20 protein-coding genes and 1 rRNA gene are annotated in these 23,825 nt (G+C 68.6%); 8 read left to right on the plus strand and 13 right to left on the minus strand.

Annotated elements, in window-relative coordinates:
• Positions 1 to 257: 257 nt before the first annotated feature.
• The 7 genes from ACQEU1_RS15355 to ACQEU1_RS15385 all read right to left on the minus strand — a co-directional run bounded on the left by ACQEU1_RS15355 (position 258) and on the right by ACQEU1_RS15385 (position 10,062).
• Positions 258 to 1,774: ribosomal RNA gene (locus tag ACQEU1_RS15355) — 16S ribosomal RNA — on the minus strand.
• A gap of 392 nt (positions 1,775 to 2,166) precedes the next feature.
• On the minus strand, positions 2,167 to 3,294 hold the full coding sequence (locus ACQEU1_RS15360) for a sensor histidine kinase (protein WP_433201236.1): 1,128 nt from the start codon (positions 3,292 to 3,294) through the stop codon (positions 2,167 to 2,169).
• A gap of 3 nt (positions 3,295 to 3,297) precedes the next feature.
• On the minus strand, positions 3,298 to 3,981 hold the full coding sequence (locus tag ACQEU1_RS15365; RefSeq protein WP_285647383.1) for a response regulator transcription factor: 684 nt from the start codon (positions 3,979 to 3,981) through the stop codon (positions 3,298 to 3,300).
• Positions 3,982 to 4,044: 63 nt separating this feature from the next.
• Entirely contained in the window at positions 4,045 to 4,686 is a 642-nt protein-coding gene (locus tag ACQEU1_RS15370; RefSeq protein WP_433201240.1) for an SPFH domain-containing protein, read from the minus strand.
• A 221-nt stretch (positions 4,687 to 4,907) separates the two neighbouring features.
• Positions 4,908 to 6,812 carry a 1-deoxy-D-xylulose-5-phosphate synthase gene (gene dxs / locus ACQEU1_RS15375; RefSeq protein ID WP_433201243.1) on the minus strand — a complete coding sequence of 635 codons (1,905 nt, stop codon included), beginning with the start codon at positions 6,810 to 6,812 and terminating at the stop codon, positions 4,908 to 4,910.
• 62 nt (positions 6,813 to 6,874) lie between these two features.
• On the minus strand, positions 6,875 to 8,080 hold the full coding sequence (locus ACQEU1_RS15380) for a class I SAM-dependent RNA methyltransferase (RefSeq protein ID WP_433201246.1): 1,206 nt from the start codon (positions 8,078 to 8,080) through the stop codon (positions 6,875 to 6,877).
• Positions 8,077 to 10,062 carry an APC family permease gene (locus tag ACQEU1_RS15385; RefSeq protein WP_433201249.1) on the minus strand — a complete coding sequence of 662 codons (1,986 nt, stop codon included), beginning with the start codon at positions 10,060 to 10,062 and terminating at the stop codon, positions 8,077 to 8,079. Before ACQEU1_RS15385 ends, ACQEU1_RS15380 begins: the two co-directional genes overlap by 4 nt.
• An 82-nt stretch (positions 10,063 to 10,144) precedes the next feature.
• Between ACQEU1_RS15385 and ACQEU1_RS15390 the strand changes: the two genes are divergently transcribed.
• From ACQEU1_RS15390 to ACQEU1_RS15405, 4 genes are all read left to right on the plus strand, one after another.
• Entirely contained in the window at positions 10,145 to 10,807 is a 663-nt protein-coding gene (locus ACQEU1_RS15390) for a potassium channel family protein (protein ID WP_433201252.1), read from the plus strand.
• The gene (locus ACQEU1_RS15395; RefSeq protein WP_433201255.1) at positions 10,807 to 11,463 is read left to right on the plus strand and encodes a potassium channel family protein; all 657 of its coding nucleotides are present in this window, start codon (positions 10,807 to 10,809) and stop codon (positions 11,461 to 11,463) included. Before ACQEU1_RS15390 ends, ACQEU1_RS15395 begins: the two co-directional genes overlap by 1 nt.
• 96 nt (positions 11,464 to 11,559) lie before the next feature.
• The gene (locus tag ACQEU1_RS15400; RefSeq protein ID WP_433201258.1) at positions 11,560 to 14,103 is read left to right on the plus strand and encodes an AAA family ATPase; all 2,544 of its coding nucleotides are present in this window, start codon (positions 11,560 to 11,562) and stop codon (positions 14,101 to 14,103) included.
• Between the two features lie 43 nt (positions 14,104 to 14,146).
• On the plus strand, positions 14,147 to 16,693 hold the full coding sequence (locus ACQEU1_RS15405) for an AAA family ATPase (protein ID WP_433201261.1): 2,547 nt from the start codon (positions 14,147 to 14,149) through the stop codon (positions 16,691 to 16,693).
• Between the two features lie 104 nt (positions 16,694 to 16,797).
• Here ACQEU1_RS15405 and ACQEU1_RS15410 read toward each other — a convergent pair whose 3' ends face one another.
• Entirely contained in the window at positions 16,798 to 17,562 is a 765-nt protein-coding gene (locus tag ACQEU1_RS15410) for a DUF3159 domain-containing protein (protein WP_433201264.1), read from the minus strand.
• Positions 17,559 to 17,939, minus strand: a complete 381-nt coding sequence (locus ACQEU1_RS15415; RefSeq protein ID WP_030474780.1) for an OB-fold nucleic acid binding domain-containing protein — start codon at positions 17,937 to 17,939, stop codon at positions 17,559 to 17,561. Before ACQEU1_RS15415 ends, ACQEU1_RS15410 begins: the two co-directional genes overlap by 4 nt.
• Positions 17,940 to 18,008: 69 nt before the next feature.
• Between ACQEU1_RS15415 and ACQEU1_RS15420 the strand changes: the two genes are divergently transcribed.
• The gene (locus ACQEU1_RS15420; RefSeq protein ID WP_433201267.1) at positions 18,009 to 18,665 is read left to right on the plus strand and encodes an alpha/beta fold hydrolase; all 657 of its coding nucleotides are present in this window, start codon (positions 18,009 to 18,011) and stop codon (positions 18,663 to 18,665) included.
• On the opposite strand, the gene ACQEU1_RS15425 is transcribed toward ACQEU1_RS15420, so the two are convergent.
• Complete coding sequence (locus ACQEU1_RS15425; protein WP_433201270.1) at positions 18,662 to 19,276, minus strand: DUF3710 domain-containing protein; 615 nt, start codon at positions 19,274 to 19,276, stop codon at positions 18,662 to 18,664. The two genes, ACQEU1_RS15420 and ACQEU1_RS15425, sit on opposite strands and share 4 nt — an antisense overlap.
• Positions 19,277 to 19,280: 4 nt before the next feature.
• Complete coding sequence (gene dut, locus ACQEU1_RS15430; RefSeq protein ID WP_382444324.1) at positions 19,281 to 19,754, minus strand: dUTP diphosphatase; 474 nt, start codon at positions 19,752 to 19,754, stop codon at positions 19,281 to 19,283.
• 24 nt (positions 19,755 to 19,778) lie between these two features.
• Between dut and ACQEU1_RS15435 the strand changes: the two genes are divergently transcribed.
• Positions 19,779 to 20,240, plus strand: coding sequence for a DUF3093 domain-containing protein (locus ACQEU1_RS15435; RefSeq protein WP_433201273.1), 462 nt, complete (start codon positions 19,779 to 19,781; stop codon positions 20,238 to 20,240).
• Positions 20,241 to 20,364: 124 nt separating this feature from the next.
• Here ACQEU1_RS15435 and ACQEU1_RS15440 read toward each other — a convergent pair whose 3' ends face one another.
• Positions 20,365 to 20,664: a DUF4193 domain-containing protein gene (locus ACQEU1_RS15440; protein WP_030474775.1), complete on the minus strand. Its 300-nt coding sequence runs from the start codon at positions 20,662 to 20,664 to the stop codon at positions 20,365 to 20,367.
• A gap of 422 nt (positions 20,665 to 21,086) precedes the next feature.
• On the opposite strand from ACQEU1_RS15440, the gene cei reads away from it, so the two are divergent.
• Positions 21,087 to 21,806 (plus strand): envelope integrity protein Cei, encoded by a 720-nt coding sequence (gene cei, locus ACQEU1_RS15445; protein WP_433201277.1) that lies wholly within the window; start codon positions 21,087 to 21,089, stop codon positions 21,804 to 21,806.
• Between the two features lie 233 nt (positions 21,807 to 22,039).
• On the opposite strand, the gene ACQEU1_RS15450 is transcribed toward cei, so the two are convergent.
• Positions 22,040 to 22,834, minus strand: a complete 795-nt coding sequence (locus tag ACQEU1_RS15450; RefSeq protein ID WP_433201280.1) for an inositol monophosphatase family protein — start codon at positions 22,832 to 22,834, stop codon at positions 22,040 to 22,042.
• 116 nt (positions 22,835 to 22,950) lie between these two features.
• Between ACQEU1_RS15450 and ppgK the strand changes: the two genes are divergently transcribed.
• Positions 22,951 to 23,712: a polyphosphate--glucose phosphotransferase gene (gene ppgK / locus ACQEU1_RS15455; protein WP_433201283.1), complete on the plus strand. Its 762-nt coding sequence runs from the start codon at positions 22,951 to 22,953 to the stop codon at positions 23,710 to 23,712.
• Positions 23,713 to 23,825: the final 113 nt, after the last annotated feature.

Raw genomic sequence — 23,825 nt, forward strand, 5'->3', positions numbered from 1 at the left:
TCAGGTGGTTCGTCCGCGGCCGATGGCCGATCACTGAAAGACACTAAGCGTGTTCTCTCAGGACCCAACAGCGTACCGATCTATTCACTCAGCCCTCTCTGGACCTTTCCACGCAGGCAAGCCTGCAGTACTCACTCCAGCGACAACTGTGTGTCAAGCCAGCCAGCATCCACTAATGAGCCCTACCTCGCTTAAGCGAGTGCAGGTTCTGACCAGCGCGGAGACGTTTGCTCCGAACACTGGTAGATGCTCCTTAGAAAGGAGGTGATCCAGCCGCACCTTCCGGTACGGCTACCTTGTTACGACTTCGTCCCAATCGCCAGTCCCACCTTCGACCGCTCTCCCCCTTGCGGGTTGAGCCACGGGCTTCGGGTGTTACCGACTTTCGTGACGTGACGGGCGGTGTGTACAAGGCCCGGGAACGTATTCACCGCAGCGTTGCTGATCTGCGATTACTAGCGACTCCGACTTCACGGGGTCGAGTTGCAGACCCCGATCCGAACTGAGACCGGCTTTATGGGATTCGCTCCACCTCGCGGTTTAGCAGCCCTTTGTACCGGCCATTGTAGCATGTGTGAAGCCCTGGACATAAGGGGCATGATGACTTGACGTCATCCCCACCTTCCTCCGAGTTGACCCCGGCAGTCTCCCATGAGTCCCCACCATAACGTGCTGGCAACATGGAACGAGGGTTGCGCTCGTTGCGGGACTTAACCCAACATCTCACGACACGAGCTGACGACAGCCATGCACCACCTGTACACCGGCCACAAGGGGGCCAATATCTCTACTGGTTTCCAGTGCATGTCAAGCCCAGGTAAGGTTCTTCGCGTTGCATCGAATTAATCCACATGCTCCGCCGCTTGTGCGGGCCCCCGTCAATTCCTTTGAGTTTTAGCCTTGCGGCCGTACTCCCCAGGCGGGGTGCTTAATGCGTTAGCTGCGGCACAGAGGGCGTGGAAGCCCCCCACACCTAGCACCCACCGTTTACGGCGTGGACTACCAGGGTATCTAATCCTGTTCGCTCCCCACGCTTTCGCTCCTCAGCGTCAGTATCGGCCCAGAGACCCGCCTTCGCCACCGGTGTTCCTCCTGATATCTGCGCATTTCACCGCTACACCAGGAATTCCAGTCTCCCCTGCCGAACTCAAGTCTGCCCGTATCGACCGCAAGCTTGGAGTTAAGCCCCAAGTTTTCACGGCCGACGCGACAAACCGCCTACGAGCTCTTTACGCCCAATAATTCCGGACAACGCTCGCACCCTACGTATTACCGCGGCTGCTGGCACGTAGTTAGCCGGTGCTTCTTCTGCAGGTACCGTCACTTGCGCTTCGTCCCTGCTGAAAGAGGTTTACAACCCGAAGGCCGTCATCCCTCACGCGGCGTCGCTGCATCAGGCTTTCGCCCATTGTGCAATATTCCCCACTGCTGCCTCCCGTAGGAGTCTGGGCCGTGTCTCAGTCCCAGTGTGGCCGGTCACCCTCTCAGGCCGGCTACCCGTCGTCGCCTTGGTAGGCCATTACCCCACCAACAAGCTGATAGGCCGCGGGTCCATCCCATACCGCCGGAACTTTCCACCTTCAATCATGCGATCGAAGGTCGTATCCGGTATTAGACCTCGTTTCCAAGGCTTATCCCAGAGTACAGGGCAGGTTACCCACGTGTTACTCACCCGTTCGCCGCTCGTGTACCCCGAAGGGCCTTACCGCTCGACTTGCATGTGTTAAGCACGCCGCCAGCGTTCGTCCTGAGCCAGGATCAAACTCTCCAATAAGGATTGTGTTTGATCGCTCCAGACGGAATATGTCTGGCAATCTGGTATTACTCTCAAAGGAATACCCCGACGAGGGGTATTCATATTACTGGCTGTGTTTCGGCACGCTGTTGAGTTCTCAAAGAACACGCGCTCACCGCAGCTCATCTCCGAGGAGAGTCACTTCCGGGGCTGTGTCTGGCTAGAAAGTTTTGTGTCCCGCACTCCGTTCCGGCTGTGTTTCCCGGCCCGTTCCGTGCTGACATGGAGAAATTTACACGGGCGTCCCACGAGATCCAAATCGGGGGTCACGTACGGACTAACCGCAGGTCAGACACCACGCGGACGGCCCAAACCTCGCAAGATCGACGCACAGTGTGACCGGGGCCACGCCAGAAATCTTGAATCCGGGGTCAACGGGGTGCGCTCGGCAGGTGAACACTGACCGACAACCCACCGGTCGGCACGGCCACTGCCTGCGCAAACCCGCCGTGAGCGGCCACCGCGGCACGCACGATCGAGAGCCCCAGACCGGTGCCGGACTGGCTGGTCCTGTCCTTCACCCCGCGGCGGAACGGCTCGAACAGCTCCTCCACGCGGTCCGGCGGGATCAACGGACCGGACGACGACACTCGCAGCACGGACCACTGCGGCCCCGTCTCCACCACGGTCTCGATCCACCCCCCGACGTGGTTGTGCCGGACGGCGTTCTCCAGCAGGTTGCCGGCGATGCGCTCCAACAGCGCGGGATCTCCGACGGCGAGCGCCGGCACGCACCGGAAGACAGTGCGCAGGTTCCGTGCGTCGGCTTCGGCCCGTGTCGCCCTCCACGCCGACTCCACCACCGCGGACAGGTCAACGGGTTCGTGCACGGCAAGCCCGATGCCATCCGTACGCGCGAGCAGCAGCAGCGCGGACACCAGCTGTTCGGCACGCTCCCCCGCCGTACGCACGACACCGGCCATGCGGCGCAGTTCTTCGACATCGGCTTCTGGATCGGACAGCGTCACGTCCAACTCCGTGCGCACCACCGAGAGAGGGGTGCGCAGTTCGTGCGACGCGTTCGCCACGAACCGGCGTTGCGAGTCGAAGGCCGCCTCGAGCCGGTCGAGCATCGAGTCGAACGTGTCCGCGAGCTCCGCGACCTCGTCACGCGGCCCTTCCAGGCGCAACCGCGACCCGAGCGACTCCGCGGACAACTGCCGTGCGGCGCCCGTGACGTCATGCAGCGGTTTCAGCACGCGGCCGGTGAACGTCCACGCCAGCACACCGGCGGCCACCACCATGCACGCGAACGCGATCAGTCCCGCGCGCAGCAGGTCCGCGCGTGCGGCCGACGTCAGCGCGTCGGTCAGCGTCTTCACGGTGACGGTCACGCCGTCCACCGTCACCTGGCTGTCGGAGGGGAACGACGGCGACGAGTCGAAGACCCGCCCCACCAGCGTCCACCCGAGGAAGAGCAGGACAGCGCTCACCACCGCGACGAGCGCGGTGGTGAGCAGGGTGATCCGGAGACGCAGTCCTGGTCCGCGCCTTCGCATAGGTCAGTCCTCAGCAGATCCGTTCGAAGCACTCGGCACCCGGTACCCGGAGCCCACGACGGTGTCGATGATGCCCGGTTCGCCCAGCTTCTTGCGCAACGTCATCACGGTTACGCGCACGGTCGTGGTGAACGGGTCCGCGTTCTCGTCCCACACGCGCTCCAGCAGCTCCTCACTGCTGACGACCGATCCCTTGGCCGCGAGCAGCACTTCGAGGACGCCGAACTCCTTGCGCGTGAGCTCGATGGGCGTGCCACCTCGAGACACGGTGCGACGGGCCGGGTCCAGCTCCACGTCCTGTGCGGCGAGCACGGGCGGTGTGGCCGGAGTGGCGCGCCGGGCCAACGCCCGTACGCGCGCGACCAGCTCGGGGAACGCGAACGGCTTCGCGAGGTAGTCGTCGGCGCCGAGCGACAGCCCGGACACGCGGTCTTCGATGGACCCGCTGGCCGTGAGCATCATGACCCTGGTGAGCGCGCCGGAGCTGAGGATCTCCTTGCACAGCTCGTCACCGGACATCCCCGGCAGGTCGCGGTCGAGCACAACCACGTCGTACCGCGTGACGGTCGACTTCTCGTGCCCGGTCTCGCCGTCGTACGCGACGTCCACGGCCATGCCTTCGCGCCTCAGGCCGCGAGCGATCGCGTCGGCCAGAGGCGCCTCGTCCTCGACTACCAGAATCCGCACGCCTCAAAGGTGCCACACACACCTGAGAAAGCACTTAACGACACTTTGACAGGCTGATTTTGGCTACGACTTACGTGCGGGCCGATCCACTACGACCGTGGAGGCAGCCTGAAGTGCCCGAAGCTCCAGCAACGCCGGGTGCTCCTCGGCCAGGCGAGCGGCGTTGAGCAACGACCGCAGCGCCGCCGTCTCCCCACGCGCACGCTCCAGTGCCACCCGTCCCTCGGACGCCGCCACCAGCTCGGCCAGCGCGGCCCGCCGCAGCTCACCGGGCATGACGACGTCGCGGACGGCCACCTCGGAGACCGTCACACCCAGCTCGGCGGCCCGAGCACCCACGGCGGCCAGCACCTCGGCGGCGATCGTCTCCCGTTCGGCGTCCACGGCCGAGTGCGCGCGCGTGACCACGGCACCGCGCAACGCCAGCTGCACGGCCGTGTAGAGCTCACCCTCAGGACCAGCCGATGCCACCACGAACGTCGTGGCCGAAGACACGGCCCAACGGACGACCACGGTTACACGCACGAGCACGCCGTCAGAGGTCGGCACGTCCTGTGCGGCCGGAGTCATCGTGCGCGGACGCACGTCGACACGGTGCAGCACGGCGTACCGGGGCAGCTTGTGCTCACCGGGCTCGACCTCGCCCACGAGCACACCACGATCGAACCGAACACCCCGCTCCCACGGGAACAACGTGTGCTTCACCGCTCCTCCGTCCCGGATAGACCACGACCCCGGCCGGCGAGGCGTCCGGCGGGAGTCCACAAGGGACTCGCAAGGCCGGCCACCCCCGTGTGCGACCGGGGTCGTGGCGCTCAGGATTCGAACCTGATGCTCCATGGGCACCTGCCACGTCCTGAACCGCGGAACCCGGGCAGGAAACCCTGCCGGGCCGCTGAGACGTGGCGAGACGGAAGGCTAGCGGACTACTTCTCTGCGGGCGCGTCGATTTCCACGGGCAGGCACTCCAGGCGAGCCGCCCACTCCGTCACGCGCCGTGCGACGTCCTGCGCGGTGATGCCGCACAACGCCAGCACCTCGCCCCTCGAACCGTGGTCGTGGAACTGCTGCGGCAACGCGATGTCGCGCAACGGCACGTCGACGTCCGCGTCGCGCAACGCGGCCGCGAACGACGAGCCGAAGCCACCGTGCCGGCCACCGTCCTCGACGGTCACGACGAGCTTGTGCGACGCGGCCATCTCCACGAGGTCCACGGACATCGGGTAGATCCACCGCGGGTCGACGACCGTCACGCCGATGCCCTGGTCCTCCAGCCGTTGCGCGGCCTGGACACCAAGCTCACCCAACGCGCCGACGGTCACCAACAGCACGTCAGAACCCGACCGCCGCAACACGTCGACGGAACCCACACGCTCCAAAGCGGGCAGATCCGGTCCGACGGACGCCTTCGGGTAGCGGATCACCGTGGGCGCGTCCGAGATCGCCACGGCCTCGCGCAGCTCCTCGGTCAGCGTGCCCGCGTCACGGGGCGCGGCCACGTGGATGCCGGGGACGACACCGCAGATGGACATGTCCCACATGCCGTGGTGCGACGCGCCGTCCGGGCCGGTGACGCCCGAGCGGTCCAGCACGACCGTGACGCCCTGCTTGTGCAGCGCGACGTCCATGAGCAGCTGGTCGAACGCCCGGTTGAGGAACGTCGCGTAGACGGCGACGACCGGGTGCAGGCCACCGATCGCGAGGCCGGCGGCGGACGTCATCGCGTGCTGCTCGGCGATGCCGACGTCGTAGAAGCGCTCCGGGAACGCCTTGGCGAACGCGTCGAGGCCGGTCGGGCCCTGCATCGCGGCGGTGATCGCCACGACGTCGGAGCGTTCGCGGCCGATCTCCACGAGCGAGTCGGAGAAGACGTGCGTCCACGTGCGTCCGGCGGGCTTCACGTCCTCGCCGGTGATCGGGTCGATGACGCCGGTGGCGTGCATCTGGTCGGCCTGGTGGTTCTCGGCCGGCGCGAACCCCATGCCCTTGCGGGTGACCGCGTGCACGATCACCGGGCCGCCGAACGACTTCGCGCGCTGGAGCGCGGACTCCAAGGTCGCCATGTCGTGGCCGTCGACCGGGCCGATGTACTTGAGACCGAGGTCCTCGAACATCGCCTGCGGCGCCAGGGCGTCCTTGATGCCGCGCTTGGCGGCGTGCAGCGCGGCGTACAGCGGCTTGCCGAAGAACGGCGTCTGCTGCAGCGCGCTCTTGCCCTTCTCCAGCACGCGCTCGTAGCCGGGGCGCAGGCGCAGCGACGACAGGTGGTCGGCGAGACCACCGATCGTCGGCGAGTAGGAGCGGCCGTTGTCGTTGACGACGATCACGACCGGACGGTTCTTGTCCGACGCGATGTTGTTCAACGCCTCCCAGCACATACCGCCGGTCAGCGCGCCATCTCCGACGACGGCGACCACGTGGCCGTGCGCGCCGTTGATCTGCTTCGCCTTCGCGAGGCCGTCCGCGTAGGACAGCGCCGTCGAGGCGTGCGAGCTCTCCTGCACGTCGTGCTCGGACTCCGACCGCGACGGGTAGCCCGACATGCCGTCCTTCTGACGGAGCCGGTCGAAGCCGTCGCGGCGGCCCGTGACGATCTTGTGCACGTACGACTGATGCCCGGTGTCGAAGACGATCGGGTCCTGCGGCGAGTCGAAGACGCGGTGCAGCGCCACGGTCAGCTCGACGACACCCAGGTTCGGGCCGAGGTGCCCGCCCGTCTTGGACACCTTGTCGACCAGAAAACGACGGATCTCCTCGCACAGCTGCTTCAGCTGCGCCTCGTCCATCCGTTTCAGATCAGCTGGTCCGTGCACGGACTCCAGCAGGGTCACCACGCCCACCTCACTCCTGAAGACTTCGGCTCAGTCTACGGAGATGCCACTGAGACGCCTTGTCAGCCGGTCTCAGGAAGCAGCAGCGCGATGCACTCCACGTGGTGGGTCATCGGGAACGCGTCGAACGCCCGAAGATCAGCCAGCCGGTACCCCTGAACAGTGAATTCGGCCAGGTCGCGGGCCAGGGCGGCGGGGTCGCAGGCGACGTAGACGACGCGCTGCGGACGGCGCCGTGCGACTTCAGCCACAACGACCTTGCCCGCACCCTTGCGAGGGGGGTCGAGCACCACGACGTGAGGGTCCTCAACGGGCAGACGGCGCCCCACGGCGCGTTCGACCTTGTCCACCACGAACTCGACCTGGGACATGCGGCGGAGGTTGCGCCGGCCGTCTTCCACCACGCCTGGAAACGACTCCACGACCAGCACGGATCCGGTCTCGCCGACCTGCCGTCCGAGCACCGACGCGAACAGGCCCGCGCCGCCGTAGAGGTCCCACGCGCGTTGGCCGGGCTCCGCCGCCGCCCACTCCCCCACGACCGTGGCGAACGTGTCCGCAGAGGCGGGGTGGACCTGCCAGAAGCCGTCCGCGGAAATTCGCCACTTTCGACTGGCCGCGGTCTCGACGGCCGTATCCGATCCGGCGCGTCGCACGGTGTGTCGGCCGCGCACCTCACCCACATGCCGGTTGCCGTCACCGTCCTGGACGATGGTGAGCTCCTGGGCCCGCCACGTTCGGTCGGCCACGGCCTCGACCATGCCCGGCCGGGAGATCACACAGTGGTCGATCGGGATCACATCGTGGGAACGGGTGCCGCGGAAACCGGGTCGCCCGTCGCGGTCGACGGCCATCCGGATGCGGGTCCGCCACTCCAGCGGGCCGCCTGGCAGCGCCTCGACGACCACGTCCCGTTCGATCTTGCCCAGGCGGCTCAGCTGCTCGCGGACGACCTGGGCCTTGAGCTGGCGCTGCGCGTCCCACGACACGTGCTGGAAGTCGCACCCGCCGCACATCCCCGGCCCGCTGAACGGGCAGGGCGCCTCGACGCGGTCCGGTGACGGCTCCAGGATCTCGATGGCGTCCGCACGGCAGAACGACCCGCCGTTGTCCTCGTACACCGACGCCACGACGCGTTCGCCGGGCAGTGCGTGACGCACGAACAGAACGCGCCCCTCGTGCCGTGCGACGAAATGCCCGCCGTGCGCGACGGGTCCGACCTCGACCTCGACCTTGCGGCCGGTCCAGTCTTCTTTGGCAGTGCTCATCGGTCGTCAAGTCCCCTTCGGACAGCGCCGGGCGCGATGACGTCCTTGTCCTTGACCTTCACCGAGGACTCGAGCTGCCACGGCACGCTCGTCACCATCACACCCGGCTGGAACAGCAGCCTTCCCTTGAGCCGCAACGCGCTCTGGTTGTGCAGCAGCTGCTCCCACCAGTGGCCGACGACGTACTCGGGGATGAACACCGTAACAACGTCGCGCGGGTTGTCCGACTTGACGCGCTTGACGTAGTCGAGGACGGGCTTGGTGATCTCCCGGTAGGGGGACTCGATGACCTTGAGCGGGATCTTGAAGTTCTCCTTCTCCCACTCGGCGACGAGCTTGCGGGTGTCGCCGTCGTCGACGTTGACCGTGACGGCCTCCAGCACGTCCGGCCGGGTGGCCTTCGCGTAGGACAACGCGCGCAGCGTGGGCATGTGCAACTTGGACACGAGCACCATCGCGTGGTTGCGCGCGGGCATGGTCCGCACGCGCTCCTGCTTGCGAAGCTCCTCGGCGACCGTGTCGTAGTGCTTCCTGATAGCGGTCATCAACGCGTAGATGGCGGCCATCGCGGCGATGGCGATCCACGCGCCCTTGGTGAACTTCGTGATGAGCACGATGATCAGCACGGTCGCCGTCAACGCGAGACCGAACGTGTTGATGGCCTGCGAGCGGCGCATCCTGGTCCGCGCCTGCGGGTCGGTCTCGCTCTTGAGCAGCCGCTGCCAGTGCTTGATCATGCCGAGCTGGCTCAGCGTGAACGACACGAACACGCCGACGATGTAGAGCTGGATCAGCCGGGTGACCTCGGCGTCGAACGCGATCACGAGCACGACCGCGAACCCGGCGAGGAACAGGATGCCGTTGGAGAACGCCAGCCGGTCGCCGCGGGTGTGCAACTGACGCGGCAGGTAGCGGTCCTGGGCGAGGATCGAGCCGAGCACCGGGAACCCGTTGAACGCGGTGTTGGCGGCGAGCACGAGGATCAGCGCGGTGACGCCGGCGATGAAGTAGAAGCCCGGCGGGAAGCTGTCGAACACGGCGTGCGCGATCTGCGCGACCATCGTCTTCTGCTCGTAGCCGTCGGGCGCGTTGGCGATCTGGTCCTTCGGGAACTCGGCCATCCGCACGTCGGTGAGCTGGGCCAGGATGATCAGGCCCATCAGCATGACCACGGAGATGCCGCCCATCAGCAGCAGCGTCGTGGCGGCGTTGCGTGACTTCGGCTTGCGGAAAGCGGGCACACCGTTGCTGATGGCCTCCACGCCCGTGAGCGCCGCACAGCCCGATGAGAACGCACGCAGCACGAGGAACACGAACGCGAGGCCCATCAGGTGGTCCGACTCGGCGTGGATCTCCAGGCCGGAGCTCTCGGCGCGCATGTCATCGCCCATCACGAACCCGCGGAACAGGCCGTAGCCGATCAGGCCGAAGATGCCGACCATGAACGCGTAGACGGGGATGGCGAACGCGGTGCCGGACTCGCGGATGCCGCGCAGGTTGACCGCCGTCAGCAGCACGATGGCCGCGACCGCGAACTCCGCCTTGTGCGTCGCGACGAACGGGATCGCCGACCCGATGTTCGCCGCCGCCGCCGAGATCGACACGGCGACCGTGAGGATGTAGTCGACGAGCAGGGCGCTCGCCACCGTGAGCCCCGCTCTGCGCCCGAGGTTGACCGTCGCGACCTCGTAGTCGCCGCCGCCGGACGGGTAGGCGTGCACGTTCTGGCGGTAGCTGGCGACCACGGTGAGCATGACCACGACGACCGCGACACCCACCCACGGCGCCATTGCATAGGCGCTCAAGCCGGCCACCGACAGCATCAGGAAGATCTCTTCCGGGGCGTACGCGACCGACGACATGGCGTCGGAGGCGAAGACCGGCAAGGCGATGCGTTTGGGCAGCAGGGTGTGAGCGAGGCGATCGCTGCGGAACGGCCGTCCGACCAGGAGGCGTTTGGCAGCGGTGGCGAGCTTGGACACGGCCAGAGCGTAAGGGGTCCGCTCACCGGGACGGGCTAATGCTCGGTAGGTTCTGCGCAGAGTTCGCCTGAGGAGGCATGTCGTGCACGTGGTGATCATGGGCTGTGGCCGGGTGGGGGCGTCCCTGGCCAGGGCTCTGGAGCGACTCGACCACCAGGTCGCCGTGATCGACAAGGATTCGCAGTCGTTCCGCAGGCTGGGCAGCGACTTCCACGGACAGCAGGTCGTCGGCAACGGTTTCGACCGCAATGTCCTGATCGAGGCCGGGATCGAGCGCGCGGGCGCGTTCGCGGCGGTCTCCAGCGGCGACAACTCGAACATCATCTCGGCGCGGGTGGCGCGGGAGACGTTCGGCGTCGAGCACGTCGTCGCGCGCATCTACGACCACAAGCGCGCGGCCGTGTACGAGCGCCTGGGCATCCCCACGGTGGCGACGGTGCCGTGGTCGACCGACCGGTTCCTGCGCATGCTGCTGCCCGAGGGAGCGGCGACGGCGTGGCGCGACCCGTCCGGCACGGTGGCGGTGCTGCCGATCGAGGTCGACGAGGAGTGGGTCGGGCGGCCGGTGCGCGAGCTCGAGGAGGCGATCGGCGCGCGCGTGGCGTTCGTGATGCGGTTCGGCACGGGCGTGCTGCCGGACGCGAAGACCATGGTGCAGGCGGACGACACCATCTACGTGGCGGCGTTGTCCGGCACGATCACCGACGTCGCGGCGGCGGCGCTGCAGGCACCGGAGGAGAGCTGATGCGGGTCGCGATCGCGGGCGCGGGAGCGGTGGGGCGGTCCATCGCGCAGGAGCTCGTCTCGGACGGGCATCAGGTCATGCTGATCGAACGGGACCGGGCGCACTTCGACCCGAACTCCGTGGAGCAGGCCGAGTGGGTGCAGGCCGATGCGTGCGAATTGTCCTCTTTGGAGGACGCGGGCATGCACCTGTGCGACGTGGTGATCGCCGCGACCGGTGACGACAAGGTCAACCTCGTGGTGTCCCTGCTGGCGAAGACCGAGTTCGCGGTCCGTCGCGTCATCGCGCGCGTGAACGACCCCACGAACGAATGGCTGTTCACCGAGTCGTGGGGTGTCGACGTGGCCGTGTCGACGCCACGGCTGCTGGCCGCCATGGTCGAGGAGTCCGTGACGATCGGTGACGTCGTGAGGCTGCTGACGTTGCGTCAGGGGCAGGCGAACCTGGTGGAGATCACGCTCGACGAGTCGACGCCGTTCGCCGGCCGGGCGGTGTCGGAGCTGACGCTGCCGCGCGACGCCGCTCTGGTGACGATCCTGCGCGGCGGGCGGGTCATCGTGCCGCAGCCCGACGACACCCTGGAAGGGGGCGACGAGCTGCTGTTCGTCACCACCGCGGCGGTCGAGCAGGAGATCAAGTCCGCGCTCGGGTACTAGCCCGGCGTTAGCCGGATCGGGTGGTTGCCGCCGTGAGGGCCTCACGGCGGCATGGTCGTTCCGTATCTGCGGAACGGATGCGGGCACTTACTACCCGTGAGCGATCAGCTGCCCCTGGTCGGGCGCGAGAGAGAGTTGCGGACCGCGCTGCGGGCGCTGGCCGTGGACGGCGCTGTGGTGTTGTCCGGCCCTCCTGGCGTGGGGAAGACACGGCTGGCCTCTGAGGCGCTTCTCGCCGTGCCGCACCCGGTGGTGCGTTGTTACGCCACGGTCGCCACATCGCGTATTCCACTCGGTGCGTTCGCATCGCTCGTGCCTTCGGGCCTGCCTGCTTCTCGTGGGCTGCTTCCTTCGTCGTCGGTGCGGGCGGCCGCTGAGCATCTCTCTCGTGGCGGGCAACGGGTGTTGTCGGTCGATGACGCTCATCTGCTCGATGACGCTTCGTTGTTGGTGTTGCAACACCTTGTGCGTCATCGGCTGATGCGGGTCATGTGCACCGCGCGGCCTTGCTGGGGCATCGAGGGGCTGACCGTCGTCGCGGTCGAGGCGCTCGATCAGGAACGTGCGGACGCGTTGCTGGCCGCGGCGCTGGGAGGGCCCGCCGACGTGTCGACGCGGCACCTGGTGTGGGCGAACAGCCAGGGGAACCCGTTGTACCTCAAGGAGCTCGTGGCGGCCGGGCGGCACTCCGGCGCGCTGGCCGAGACCGAGGGCGGGTGGAGCTGGAACGGGCCGCTGGAGCTGTCCGGGCGGCTCGCCGAGCTCGTGGACCTGACACTGGGTCGGCTCGCGCAACCGCAGCGGAGGGCGTTGGAGCTGCTGGCGTACGGGGAGCCGCTAGAACCTTCGTTGGTGCCCGTGCCACGGGACTTGGTGGACATGGGGTTCGTGCGTGTCGGTGATGACGGACGTGCGCGCGTTGCGCATCCCTTGTACAGCGCGCGCCTGCGGGCTACTTGTCCGACGTTGCGTGCACGGGCGCACAGGCGTGCATTGGCAGACAGGCTCGAATCCGCCGGTGTGGACCGGCCCGGTGATGCGGTGCGCCTCGCGACGTGGCGGCTCGACAGCGGGACGGCGGACTCACCGGACGTTCTGGCTCGTGCGGCCGAACACGCACTGTCCGCACAGGACTGGGAACTTGCCGAACGACTCTCGCGGGCCGCCGTTGCCCGGGGGATGACGCCACGCGTCGGGCTCGTGCTGGGTCTTGTGCTGATGTACCAACGCCAATGCGATGAGGCTGAGTCCGTGTTCGCGTCGGCCATGGCGTCGTGCGGTGACGTGGCGACGTTGATCCAGGTCGGCTGTGCCCGCGCGTTCAACCTGTTCTTCGGTGTCGGTGACGACGGCGCCGCTGTGGCCGTGCTGGACCACGTGACCGAACGGGAGCTGCCCGCCGAGCTCGAGCACGCGGTGTTGTTCTTCTCGCTGATGTTCGCGCTGGAAGCGGCACCCCTGCGGATCGCGCGGCTCGGCGGGGAGTTGCTGGTCGCCGAGGGCGGCTGGGCGGCGACGGCGGGACGGCAGGTGCTGGCGTTCGCGGACCAGTTCGCCGGGCGGTACCCCGAGGCGATCGCGCGGGTGCGGGAGAACGAGCCGGCGGTGCTCGCGGCGGCGGGGCGGTTCCCGACGCTGGTGGCGGCGGCGCGGGGCGTGCGCAACGAGAGCCTGCTGCGCAGCGGTCTCCTGGTGGAGGCCGAGAAGCGGGCCTTGCGGGCGCTGGCCGAGGTGATCGAGGAGAGCCGCTGGTCGGTGACGCAGGTGCCGCCGCGGATGCTGCTGAGCCAGAGCGCCCGGATGCGCGGGAAGGCCGCGGCCGCCGTGCGCGTCACGGCGGAGGGCGTGACCGAGCCCGGGACGTTGCCGATGATGTGGGACGTGCTGCTGCTGGCCGAGTTCGCGGCGGGGGCGGCGTTGCACGGGCAGTCTGATCGTGCGTTCCGTGCGCTGGCACGCGCGGAGGCCGGGTTGCGGCCCGCGTGGCGTATCGCGCAGTTCGCCGTGGGAGCCGCACGGTCGTGGGTGCTCGCGGGAGCTGGGCGGGTCAACGAGGCCATGCAAGCCGCCTTGGGCAACGCTGCGTTGGCCAGGGAGCACGGCGCACACTCCGATGAGATCGGTTCGCTGCACGACGCCGCACGGTTCGGTGCGGACACCTCGCCTCGTTTGCTGGAACTCGCCAAGTCTCGGCGTGACCCACTGACGACCGCGTACGCATCGCACGCCCAAGCGCGCGCGTTGCGTGACCCAGCGGGGCTGGAGGAGGTGGCGGCGGCGTTCTTGGCGTGCGGTGCCACGTTGTACGCGGCCGAGGCGCTCGCGGAGGCCAGCAGGCTGTCACGGCTGCACGACCGGCCACGGGACGCCGACCGATTGGAGAAGAAGGCGTCGGCGCTCATGGAGTCGTTCGACGGCGCGACCACGCCCGGTCTGGCGGTGACGAGCACGCTCGTCGCGTTGACGCCACGTCAGCTGGAAATCGCGCGTCTGGCCGTGGCGGGGCTGACGAACGTGGAGATCGCCTCGCGGCTCGCCATCGCCAAACGCACCGTGGACAACCACCTGCACACGACGTACGCCGCCGTCGGTGTGACCGGACGGGGTGGCTTGCGCGCGTTGTTCGGCCTCGGCGCATAAATCGATGTGCGCTGTGGGCCAGAACCTGGGCACACTGCGAGACGTGTGGCCGTTCGTGGGCAGGGCGCGGGAACTCGAGGACGTGATGTCCGCGCTGACGTCCGAGGCCGGTGCGGCGCTCGTTGGGCCCGCAGGTGTGGGCAAGACGCGGCTCACGGACGAGGTCGTCACACGGCTCGAACGCACCGGCGTGGTGGCGCGTCGCTGCTATGCCACCGTGGCGACGTCATCCATCCCGTTCGGTGCCATGGCCGCGATGCTGCCTGCCGACTTGCGCACGGCGAATCCGCTTGGTCGCGCCGTGGAACACCTGTTGGCGTTGCCACGGCCGTTGGTGATCGTGGTGGATGACGCGCATCTGCTCGATGACGCGTCCATCGCGTTGCTGCACCACGTGATCCGGCATGGGCACGCACGCGTTCTGGTGACCTCACGTCCGGGCGAACGCACCGAGCTGTGGCAGGAGGGCCTGCTGCGCCGCTACCCGCTCGGCGATTTGTCGCGCGCCGAGTCCGACCTGCTACTCGAACGCGCGCTGGGCGGTCCGATTGATACGCGTTCCGCGTCGTTGCTGTGGTCGGTGAGCGCCGGAAACCCGTTGTACCTCAGGGAACTCGTCGTGTCCGGACGCGCCGTGGGGTCGTTGCGCGCCGACGACGGCATCTGGTCGTGGCACGGCGCGATCGAGCTCGACGGCCGCCTCGCCGAGCTCGTGCGCTCGAACCTGGGCCGCCTCGACTCCGCGCACCGGCACGCGCTGGAGCTCCTCGCCTACTCCGAACCCGTCGAGCTGGACCTGCTGGCACCGCTGGTTCAGGAAGAAGCACTGGACGACCTCGAAACGCGCGGTTTGATCCGTGTCGCGTCATCGGACCGTCGCGCGATCGTGCACCTAGGACATCCCCTGTACGGCAGCCTGCTCCGCGCCACATGCCCGACGTTGCGCGCGCGATCCCACCAACGCGCGTTGGCCACCGCTCTCGAAGCAACCGGCGCCCGCCGCCGCGAAGACCTGATGCGCATAGCCACCTGGCGCCTCGACAGCGGTGCGCCGCCCTCGGTCGACCTCCTCGCCGCGGCCGCCGAACAGGCCTGGGCCGCCCAGGACGTGACGCTCGCCGAACGCCTCTGCCGCGGCGCCGTGGCGGCGGGCGGCCTGAACCGCGTGGGCCACGTGTTCGGCCAGGTCCTGATGCACGGCCGGGCCCCGTCCGAAGCGGAGGCGACGCTCGCCGACGTGATGTCCGGCCCCCTGTCCGCGGAGGACCGGAGCCGGCTGGGCGCCACCCGCGCGATGAACCTGCACTTCGGCCTCGGCGACGCCGGTACCGCCGCGGCCGTGCTCGACAGCGTCGACGTTCCTTCCCTGCCACCGGACCTGCGCGACTGGCTGCGCGTCGTGCGCGTCATCTCTGCTGCACAACACGACCATGTGGCGTCCGTGCTGGAACGCACCCATCAGCCCGTAGCACCTCATCTGTCCGTCCACATGCAACGCACCAGAGCGCTGTGTCTCCTCCACGCGGGCCGCTACAGCGACGTACTAACGGAAATCGACGCCTACTCGCCGACGTCCGAGCCCGACGACGGCGCCCTGCGGATGCGCAGCTTCGCCCTGGCGTTCGCCGGACGCCTCTCCGAAGCCGAAGCCTTGGCGCTGACGATGCACACACGCCCGTTCGACGAACTCGCCTTCACCGGCGCGACGTCCCTCTACAGCGTGCTGTCCTTCTGCGCGCGCATGCGAGGCCACGGCGCCCAAGCCCTCCGCCTGGCCCGCGAAGGCACCCCCAAACCGTCCTCCGCCGCGCCCCCGCTGATCTTCGACGCCATCGCCCTGGCCAACCTCGCCTTCGCCGCCGCCCTCACCGGCGACACCGCCCTCGCCCGGGACTCCCTGGCCAGAGCCGAGTCCGCCCGCCGCCCGGCCTGGCGCCTGGCGGGCCTCACCGTCTCCCTGGCCCGCTCCTGGGTCCTGGCCGCGACCGGCGACCTCCCCGCCGCCAGAACCGCAGCCCTGACCGCCGCCGACGAATGCGCCGCGCTGGGCGCGTGCGGCAGCGAAGCCATGGCCCTGCACGACGCCGCCCGCCTGGGTGCCGACACCTCCCGCCGCCTGACCACCCTCACGACCACCGTGGACGACGCCCTGACCAGGACCTACGCCGCCCACGCCACCGCGCTGACGCAAGCCGCCCCCACCCTGCTGGAAAGCACCGCGACGGCCTTCCAGCACCTCGGCGCCACCCTCCACGCCGCCGAAGCGCTGGCCGCCGCCACCCGCCTGCACCGCGCCCAGGGCGACCCCCGCGCCGCCGCCAGGACCTCCGCCCGCCAGGCCCTCCTGGCCCGCGACTTCGACACCGCCCGCATCCCGGCACTGCGCGCCGACGACCTCGCCCACCGCACCCGTCTGACCCGCCGTCAGACCGAGGTCGCCCGCCTGGCCACCTCCGGACTCACCAACCAGCAGATCGCCACCCGGTTGCACACGTCCAAACGCACCGTCGACAACCACCTGCACGCGATCTACGGCGTGCTCGGCGTGACAGGTCGCGACGAACTGCGCACCGTCCTCGGCCCCCACTGACCGCGCGCCGACGTCCGTTCGCGGAGCACTCCTCCGGATCGTGGCCAGGAACGACCACGGCCGGCGCCCCGAGGTGGGGCGCCGGCCGTGTGGGGTCGAGCGGGTCAGTCTCTGGACTTGTCGCGCGAGTCGGCGTCGACGGAGCGCTTGAGCTCGTCCATGTCCGGGGTGAGGAGGTCGTCTGCCGTGCGGGCGAGCACCTCGTTCACCTCGGCCTCCGCGGCGACCTTCGCCTCGGCGGCCTCCTCGGCCGCCTTGAGGCGCTTGTCGGCGCGGCGGACGGCCCAGACCGTGGCGAGCAGGGCGACGGCCATCAGCGGGTAGCCCATGCCGAGGCGGGCGACGGCGAGCCAGCCGACCTGGTCCTCGTCGTAGAGCCAGCGCTGCACCACGAAGCGCGCGAAGAACACCAGGGCCCACACGAAGGTCGCGATGTCGTAGTCGCGGACCGTGGCCTTGTCGGAGCGCCAGGAGCGGTCCCTGCCGTTGAGGAACGTCCAGATCACGCCGGCGAGCGGCCAGCGCAGGATGATCGACAGCAGGAACGCGCTGCCGTACACGACGCTCTGCCAGATGCCGAAGAGGAAGAAACCCTTCGCCTCGCCTGTCTTGTAGGCGATGAAGGCCGCGATGCCGACGCCGAAGACGGCGGAGATCGCGGGCTGGACGGTGCCCTTGCGCACGGCCAGGACGACGCCGATGACGACCGCGGCGGCGAGGGAGCCGATGATCGCGGCCATCAGGTTCTTGGTCGCGAAGTTGATGATCACGAAGATGAGCACGGGCAGCGACGAGTAGAGCATTCCGCTCACGCCGCCCATCTGCTCGAGGACGGTGGGCTGCTTTTCTTCGGTCTCAGCTGAGGTCATGAAGCGTTCTGCAACTCGTAATAGGGGTTGTAGAGCACCTTGCGCCCGTCGCGCACGGCGATGCGGCCTCGGGCCTTGATCGTGCGACCAGGCTCGATTCCCGCGATGCGACGGCGGCCGAGCCAGACGAGGGTGACGCCCTCGGTGCCGTCGTAGAGCTCCGCTTCGAGTGTGGCGGCCGCGTCCCGGGGACAGAGCTCCACGCTGCGGAGCCTGCCGAGGACGGTGACCTCCTCACCGGACTTGCAGTCGCAGGCCTTCACCGCGCCGACGGCCTCCGCTTTTCGCGAGAGGTCGTCCGCGTCGAGCTCGGTCACGTCACTGGTCAAGCGACGTACCAAGCGGCGCCAATAGCCGCTCATCCCCGACTCCTGCATTGCTCAGGTGGCCCCGTGGTGTGGACCGTCTGACAGTGAGGGTACGCAGAGGCAACGACAATCTTCGGCGTGCCTGCCGAGACCGTCCTCCTGCTGCCCGGTACCGCCTCCGACGAGGTGTTCGTCCGGTCTGTCTTCACCGAACCGTTGTCGCAGGTCGGTGCCGTTCTGAACGCTCCAACCGTTCGCACACTGGGTGAACGGTCGACGGCCCTCGAAAATGCCCCGGCAGGCCACCCGATCGTGGTGGGCGGCGTCTCGCTGGGCGCGCACGTCGCGGCGCGGTGGGCGGCGCGGAACCCCGGCCGGTGCGCGGGACTCGTGCTGGCGCTGCCGGCGTGGATCGGCGAACCGGACGGCGCGCCCGCGGCGCAGGCGGCGAAGGTCAGCGCGGAGATCGTCAGGAACCAGGGCGTGGCAACGGCGTTGGCCGGAACGACCGGTTGGTTGCACGACGAGCTGTCGCGGGCCTGGCACGGGTACGGCGACCTGCTGGTGCCGCACTTCGAGGAGGCCGCCGAGTCGCTCGCGCCGACGCTCGAAGAGCTGAGGTCGCTGGACGTGCCGGCCGGGATCCTCGGGTGCACCGACGATCCGGTGCACCCGATCGAGATCGCCCGGCTATGGGCGGAGGCGATGCCCCGCGCCGTGCTCCTCACGACGACGCTGGACGCCTACCCGCACGCGCTCGGGCGTGCGGTGCAGGCGTGGCAGCAGGCGATCTAGCCCTGCTGCTGGATGTGCCGGGCGATCGCCTCCGGCAGCTCGACCGGCAGCGGGGTGCGGGGCGGCATCGGCTGCTCGCCGCGCACGACCACGGTGCCGCGCAGCATCTCGCGCAGCGCCGCGGAGTTCTGCTCGAAGTGCTCCTCGGGGCCGGCGGCGACACCGCGCAGCATCCAGCGCGGGCCGTCGACGCCGACGAAGAGGATCTGCACGCCCTGGTTGCGCGCGGTGATCTCCTCGCCCCACTCGCCGTTCTCGCGGTTGATGCGGGCGCCGTCCTCCTTGAGGCCGTCGATCAGCTCGGCACCGACCTCCCGCCACAGGCCGCCGGACTTCGGCGCGGCGAACGCGCTGACCGTCAGCTGGCCGACGGACGTGAGGACGTGCACGGCGCGCACGGAGCCGTTCTGCTGGTCCATCTCGACCTGCAGCTGGGCCTCGTCCGGCATCGGCAGCTGCACCGATCCCAGGTCGAGCCGCTGCACGTCGTCGTGGGGCGCGACCGTGGAGTCCCACGGGCCGTCGACGACCTCGTCGAACTCGTCGTGCTCCTGACCGGTGTCGACGGCCCCCGAGGAGTGACGACCGCGCTTGCGGCGCCTTCCGAACATGCCCCTACCCCTCCGCATTCGTACGGGCGAGCACCACGTGCCCGCCGGTCGAGCCATAGCCTCCCGCACCGCGCTCCGTCTCGGGGAGCTCGGTGACCTCGCGGAACACCGCGTGCTCGACGCGTTGCACGACGAGCTGGGCGATCCGGTCGCCCCGGGACAGCGCGATCGGCTCCCGAAGATCATGGTTCACGAGGCAAACGCGGATCTCACCGCGGTAGCCCGAGTCGATCGTGCCGGGAGTGTTCACCACGCTCAGGCCGACCCTCGCCGCGAGGCCCGACCTCGGGTGGACGAACCCCGCGAACCCGTCCGGCAGCGCGATCGCGACACCGGTGCCGACCACGGCGCGCTCGCCTGGTGGAATGACCACGTCCGACGTGGTGACCAGATCAGCGCCCGCGTCGCCATGACGGGCGTAGGCGGGCACGGGAACCCCCGGATCGAGCCGGGTCAGCAACACCTCGACGCTGGACACGGCGGCCGAGATTACCCTGACGACGTGAGTGAGACTGCCGTGACCGCCACTACGACCTTCCGCGAGCGCCTGTACGTGACGTGGTGGATCTGGCCCCTGCCGCTGCTCGCGGCCGCGTTGCTGGCCGCCGAGGTGCACATGGGCTTCCCCGGCGTCCGGTCCTGGCTGCCGTACGTGGTCCTGCTGCCCCTGACCGCCGCGCTCATCTACAAGATGGGGTCGACGAAGGTCGAGGTGGCGGACGGGGAGCTGCGCGCCGGTGACGCGCACATCCCGCTGGAGCTGCTCGGCGACGTCGAGATCATCTCCGCCGAGGACCGCCGCCGGACCATGGGCCGCGACCTCGACCCCGCCGCGTTCGTCGTGCACCGGGGCTGGGTCAAGCCGCTCGTGCGGGTGCACGTGACCGACCCGGAGGACCCGACCCCCTACTGGGTGATCAGCACGCGGCGCCCGGACGAGCTCGCCGCCGCGATCAAGTCCTGAAACACAACTGGGCGCCACCCGTGAGGGTGAGCGCCCAGTTTCTTTTCGGCGGACTTCGCTGACTGCTCGCGCCCTGCGGTCAGGGCGCTGGTTCAGACGCTGGTCAGGTGCCGTGCGTCGAGCATCAGGCGCAGTCGCGGCAGATGTACGTGCCGCCGTTGTCCTCGGCGAGCCTGCTGCGGTGGTGCACCAGGAAGCACTTCGAGCACGTGAACTCGTCGGCCTGCTTGGGCAGGACCTTGAACGTGAGCTCCTCGCCGGACAGATCGGCGCCGGGCAGCTCGAAGTTCTCAGCGCTCGCGTCCTCGTCGACGTCGACGACGCCGGACTGCGTCTCGTTCCGCCGGGCTTTCAACTCCTCGAGGGAGTCCTCAGCGAGTTCGTCCGCCTCGCTGCGACGCGGCGCGTCGTAGTCGGTCGCCATCTTCTTCACCCCTGCGGTCTACGGAGACTGTTCGTGTCGCTGGTTAACGCTCCAGCGACCTCATTTGTGCCCCACGTCAAGGTGACGTAGGTCTCTCACACCCGTCGGTCGTGCCAACCCCCTTGACGTGACCATCGGCTTGATCGACATGTGTGCGGAGCGCGCAGAGGGTAGCTCACTGTCCGGATGACTCAACATCGGGTTACCCCTTACCGACCGGACGGGTGACACAACCTTTGTACGCTGGACCGATACGCTGTGCGGGTGCATGTGCGCTCTGGCGTGCAACCTGGCGTCAGGTCGGTACCGTCTTGACTGTGAGCAATCAGGCCGGTGCGTTCGGTCACGCCGGTCGGAGCGCGCGACAGCCGGGCAGGGCCTAGGCTGATCTCAGGGGACGGATCACGGGGAGGGCTTCGAACGTGGGATCCGCATCGGGAAGCTTGACGCCTTACAAGAGGCGTCGGCCCGTGCCCGCGCTCGTCCTGTTCGCGGTGCTGTTGGTCAGTTCCGTGTTCGTGTGGGTGAAGGTGCTCGGCAACGCGAGTGACGTGGACGCGGCCATCAAGTGCAACGCGCCCGGCAACGTCGTGTCATCGGAGAGCGCCCCGGCCGATCCGGCCGCGCCTTCGACGCCACCGCCCCCGGCGCTCGGCACCGTGCTGGAGCACGACGCGCTGGACCGCACGAACCCGGTGCCGGTCGGCGACGTGAACTTCAAGGTCGTCAACGCCTCGACGCAGCGCAACCACGCCAAGGCCGTCGCGACGATGTTCACCGAGCTGGGCCTCAAGCAGGCGGCCGACCCCGGCAACGACCTCGTCTACCCGGCGGGCGACATGACCTGCCGCGGCCAGATCCGCTTCGGCGCGCCGGGAGCCTCGGCCGCACGCACGCTCTCGTTGCTCGAACCTTGCCTGGAGCTCGTCCGCGACGACCGCCAGGACGCCACGGTGGACATCGCGATCGGCAAGAAGTTCGACGAGGTCAAGCCGAACAGCAACGCGCGCAAGGTCCTCGACCAGCTCGCCGAGTGGGCGGCGCAGCAGCCGGAGCAGCAGGGGGGCCAGGTCGCCGCGGCCGCTCCCCCGTCGATCAACGCCGACAACCTGTCCGGCGCGCGCGACGTCACCTGCGCCTGACCCCGCCCAGTTCAGTCCAGTACTGCCCGGTCCAGTCCAGTACTGCTCAATCAAGTACGGCCCTGCGCTGTGCAGTGCAGTCAACATTGACGACTCAACACCGACGTTGACTGGTCAACCTCGAATCAACACCAGCGTTGAGTCGTCAACCTCGAATCAATGTGCACATGACGTCGAGGCCGTCCTCAACGTCATGTGCACAAGCGGTACATCACTGCTCTGAACTGCGGGTTTCAGACCTTGCCGAAGCCGCTCTCCGCCAGCGCCCGGTACATCTCGTCGGCGACGCCGGGCGCTGACGCGAAGGTCGCGTCCGCTCCCAGCTCTGGCGACGACCCCGGCAGCCGGACGACGGCACCGGCCTCCGCGGCGATCAACCCGCCCGCGGCCCAGTCCCACCGCCCCAGCCCGTGCTCGGCGTAGGCGTCGAGCCGCCCCGACGCCACCGAGCACAGGTCCAGCGACGCGGCCCCCGCCCGGCGGAGGTCGCGGACCCTGGTCGCCATCCCGGCCCACGCGTCGGCCTGACGCTGCCGCCGCTCCGGCCGGTAGGCGAACCCGTACCCCAGCAACGACAGGGACAGGTCGGTGGTGGCGGACACGCGCACCGGCGAACCGTCCAGGAACGCGCCGTAGCCGCGTGCGGCGGTCCACACGCGACCGGTGGCGGGTTCGACGACGGCGCCGGCGACGGACTCGCCGTCGAGCTGCGCTGCGATCGACACCGAGTACCAGGGGATTCCGTAGAGGTAGTTGACGGTGCCGTCGATGGGGTCGACGACCCAGGTCAGCCCCTCGACCACCTCGCCGCCCTCCTCCTCGCCGAGCACGGGCTCACCGGGACGGGACTCGGACAGACGCGTCCGTACGAGTTGTTCCGAGGCGCGGTCGGCTGCGGTCACGACGTCGGTCGAGGTGCTCTTGGTGTCGAACGAGACGACGGCGGAGGCACGCATGCGCTGAACAAGAGCACCCGCTTCCCGTCCGATGGCCGTAGCGATGTCGACGAGTGGCCGGGGATCGAACACGACCGGTTCCCTCCTGTGTCACTAGCACGGGACTATCGGACAACGTCAGGCTAATGTCTGCGCACCACGGTGTACTGAATCGAAGCAAGCAGGATCGAGTAGGAAGGACCACGGGGATGGGCATCACCCGCGGGTTCGGTGTGGACATCGGCGGCTCCGGCGTCAAGGGCGGCCTGGTCGACCTCGAAGCAGGAGCACTGGACGGCGAACGCATGCGGATCCCCACGCCCCAGCCCTCGACACCGCAGGCGGTGGCCGAGGTGGTCGCGGAGATCGTCGAGAAGTTCCAGTGGGAGGGCCCGGTCGGGATCACGCTCCCGTGCGTGGTCAAGCACGGGGTGGCCCTCAGCGCGGCGAACGTCGACAAGGGCTGGATCAACTGCGACGCCCAGACGTTGTTCGCGGAGCGCCTCAAGCGCAGGCCCGAGGACATCGTCGTGATGAACGACGCGGACGCGGCCGGCATCGCGGAGATGTCGTTCGGCGCCGGGGTGGGCAAGAACGGGACCGTGGTCCTGCTGACGTTCGGCACGGGCATCGGCAGCGCGGTGTTCCTGGACGGCAAGCTGGTGCCGAACACCGAGTTCGGGCACCTGCAGGTCGACGGGCACGACGCGGAGACGCGCGCGGCCGCCTCCGTGAAGGAGGAGAAGGACCTGTCCTGGGAGGAGTGGACGCCCAGGGTCACGCGGTACATGAACGTGCTGGAAGACCTCATCTGGCCCGACCTCTTCATCGCCGGTGGCGGCGTGAGCAAGAAGGCGCACAAGTGGTTGCCGTTGCTCGAGGTTCGCACCGAGGTGGTCGCCGCCGCGCTGAAGAACGACGCGGGCATCGTCGGCGCCGCGTGGGCCGCCGCGCACGGCGTACGCCCCTAGTGAGCGTTCGACACCGAATCGTGTCCGACTCGATCTAGCTGGGAAAACGCAGGTGGGAGCGCCTCGAAGCACCTCGGGGCGCAACACCCGGTCACCGACGTCGTTACAATGGA

The organism is Lentzea sp. CA-135723 (assembly GCF_050936595.1).
In the GTDB taxonomy this organism is placed as follows: Bacteria; Actinomycetota; Actinomycetes; order Mycobacteriales; family Pseudonocardiaceae; genus Lentzea.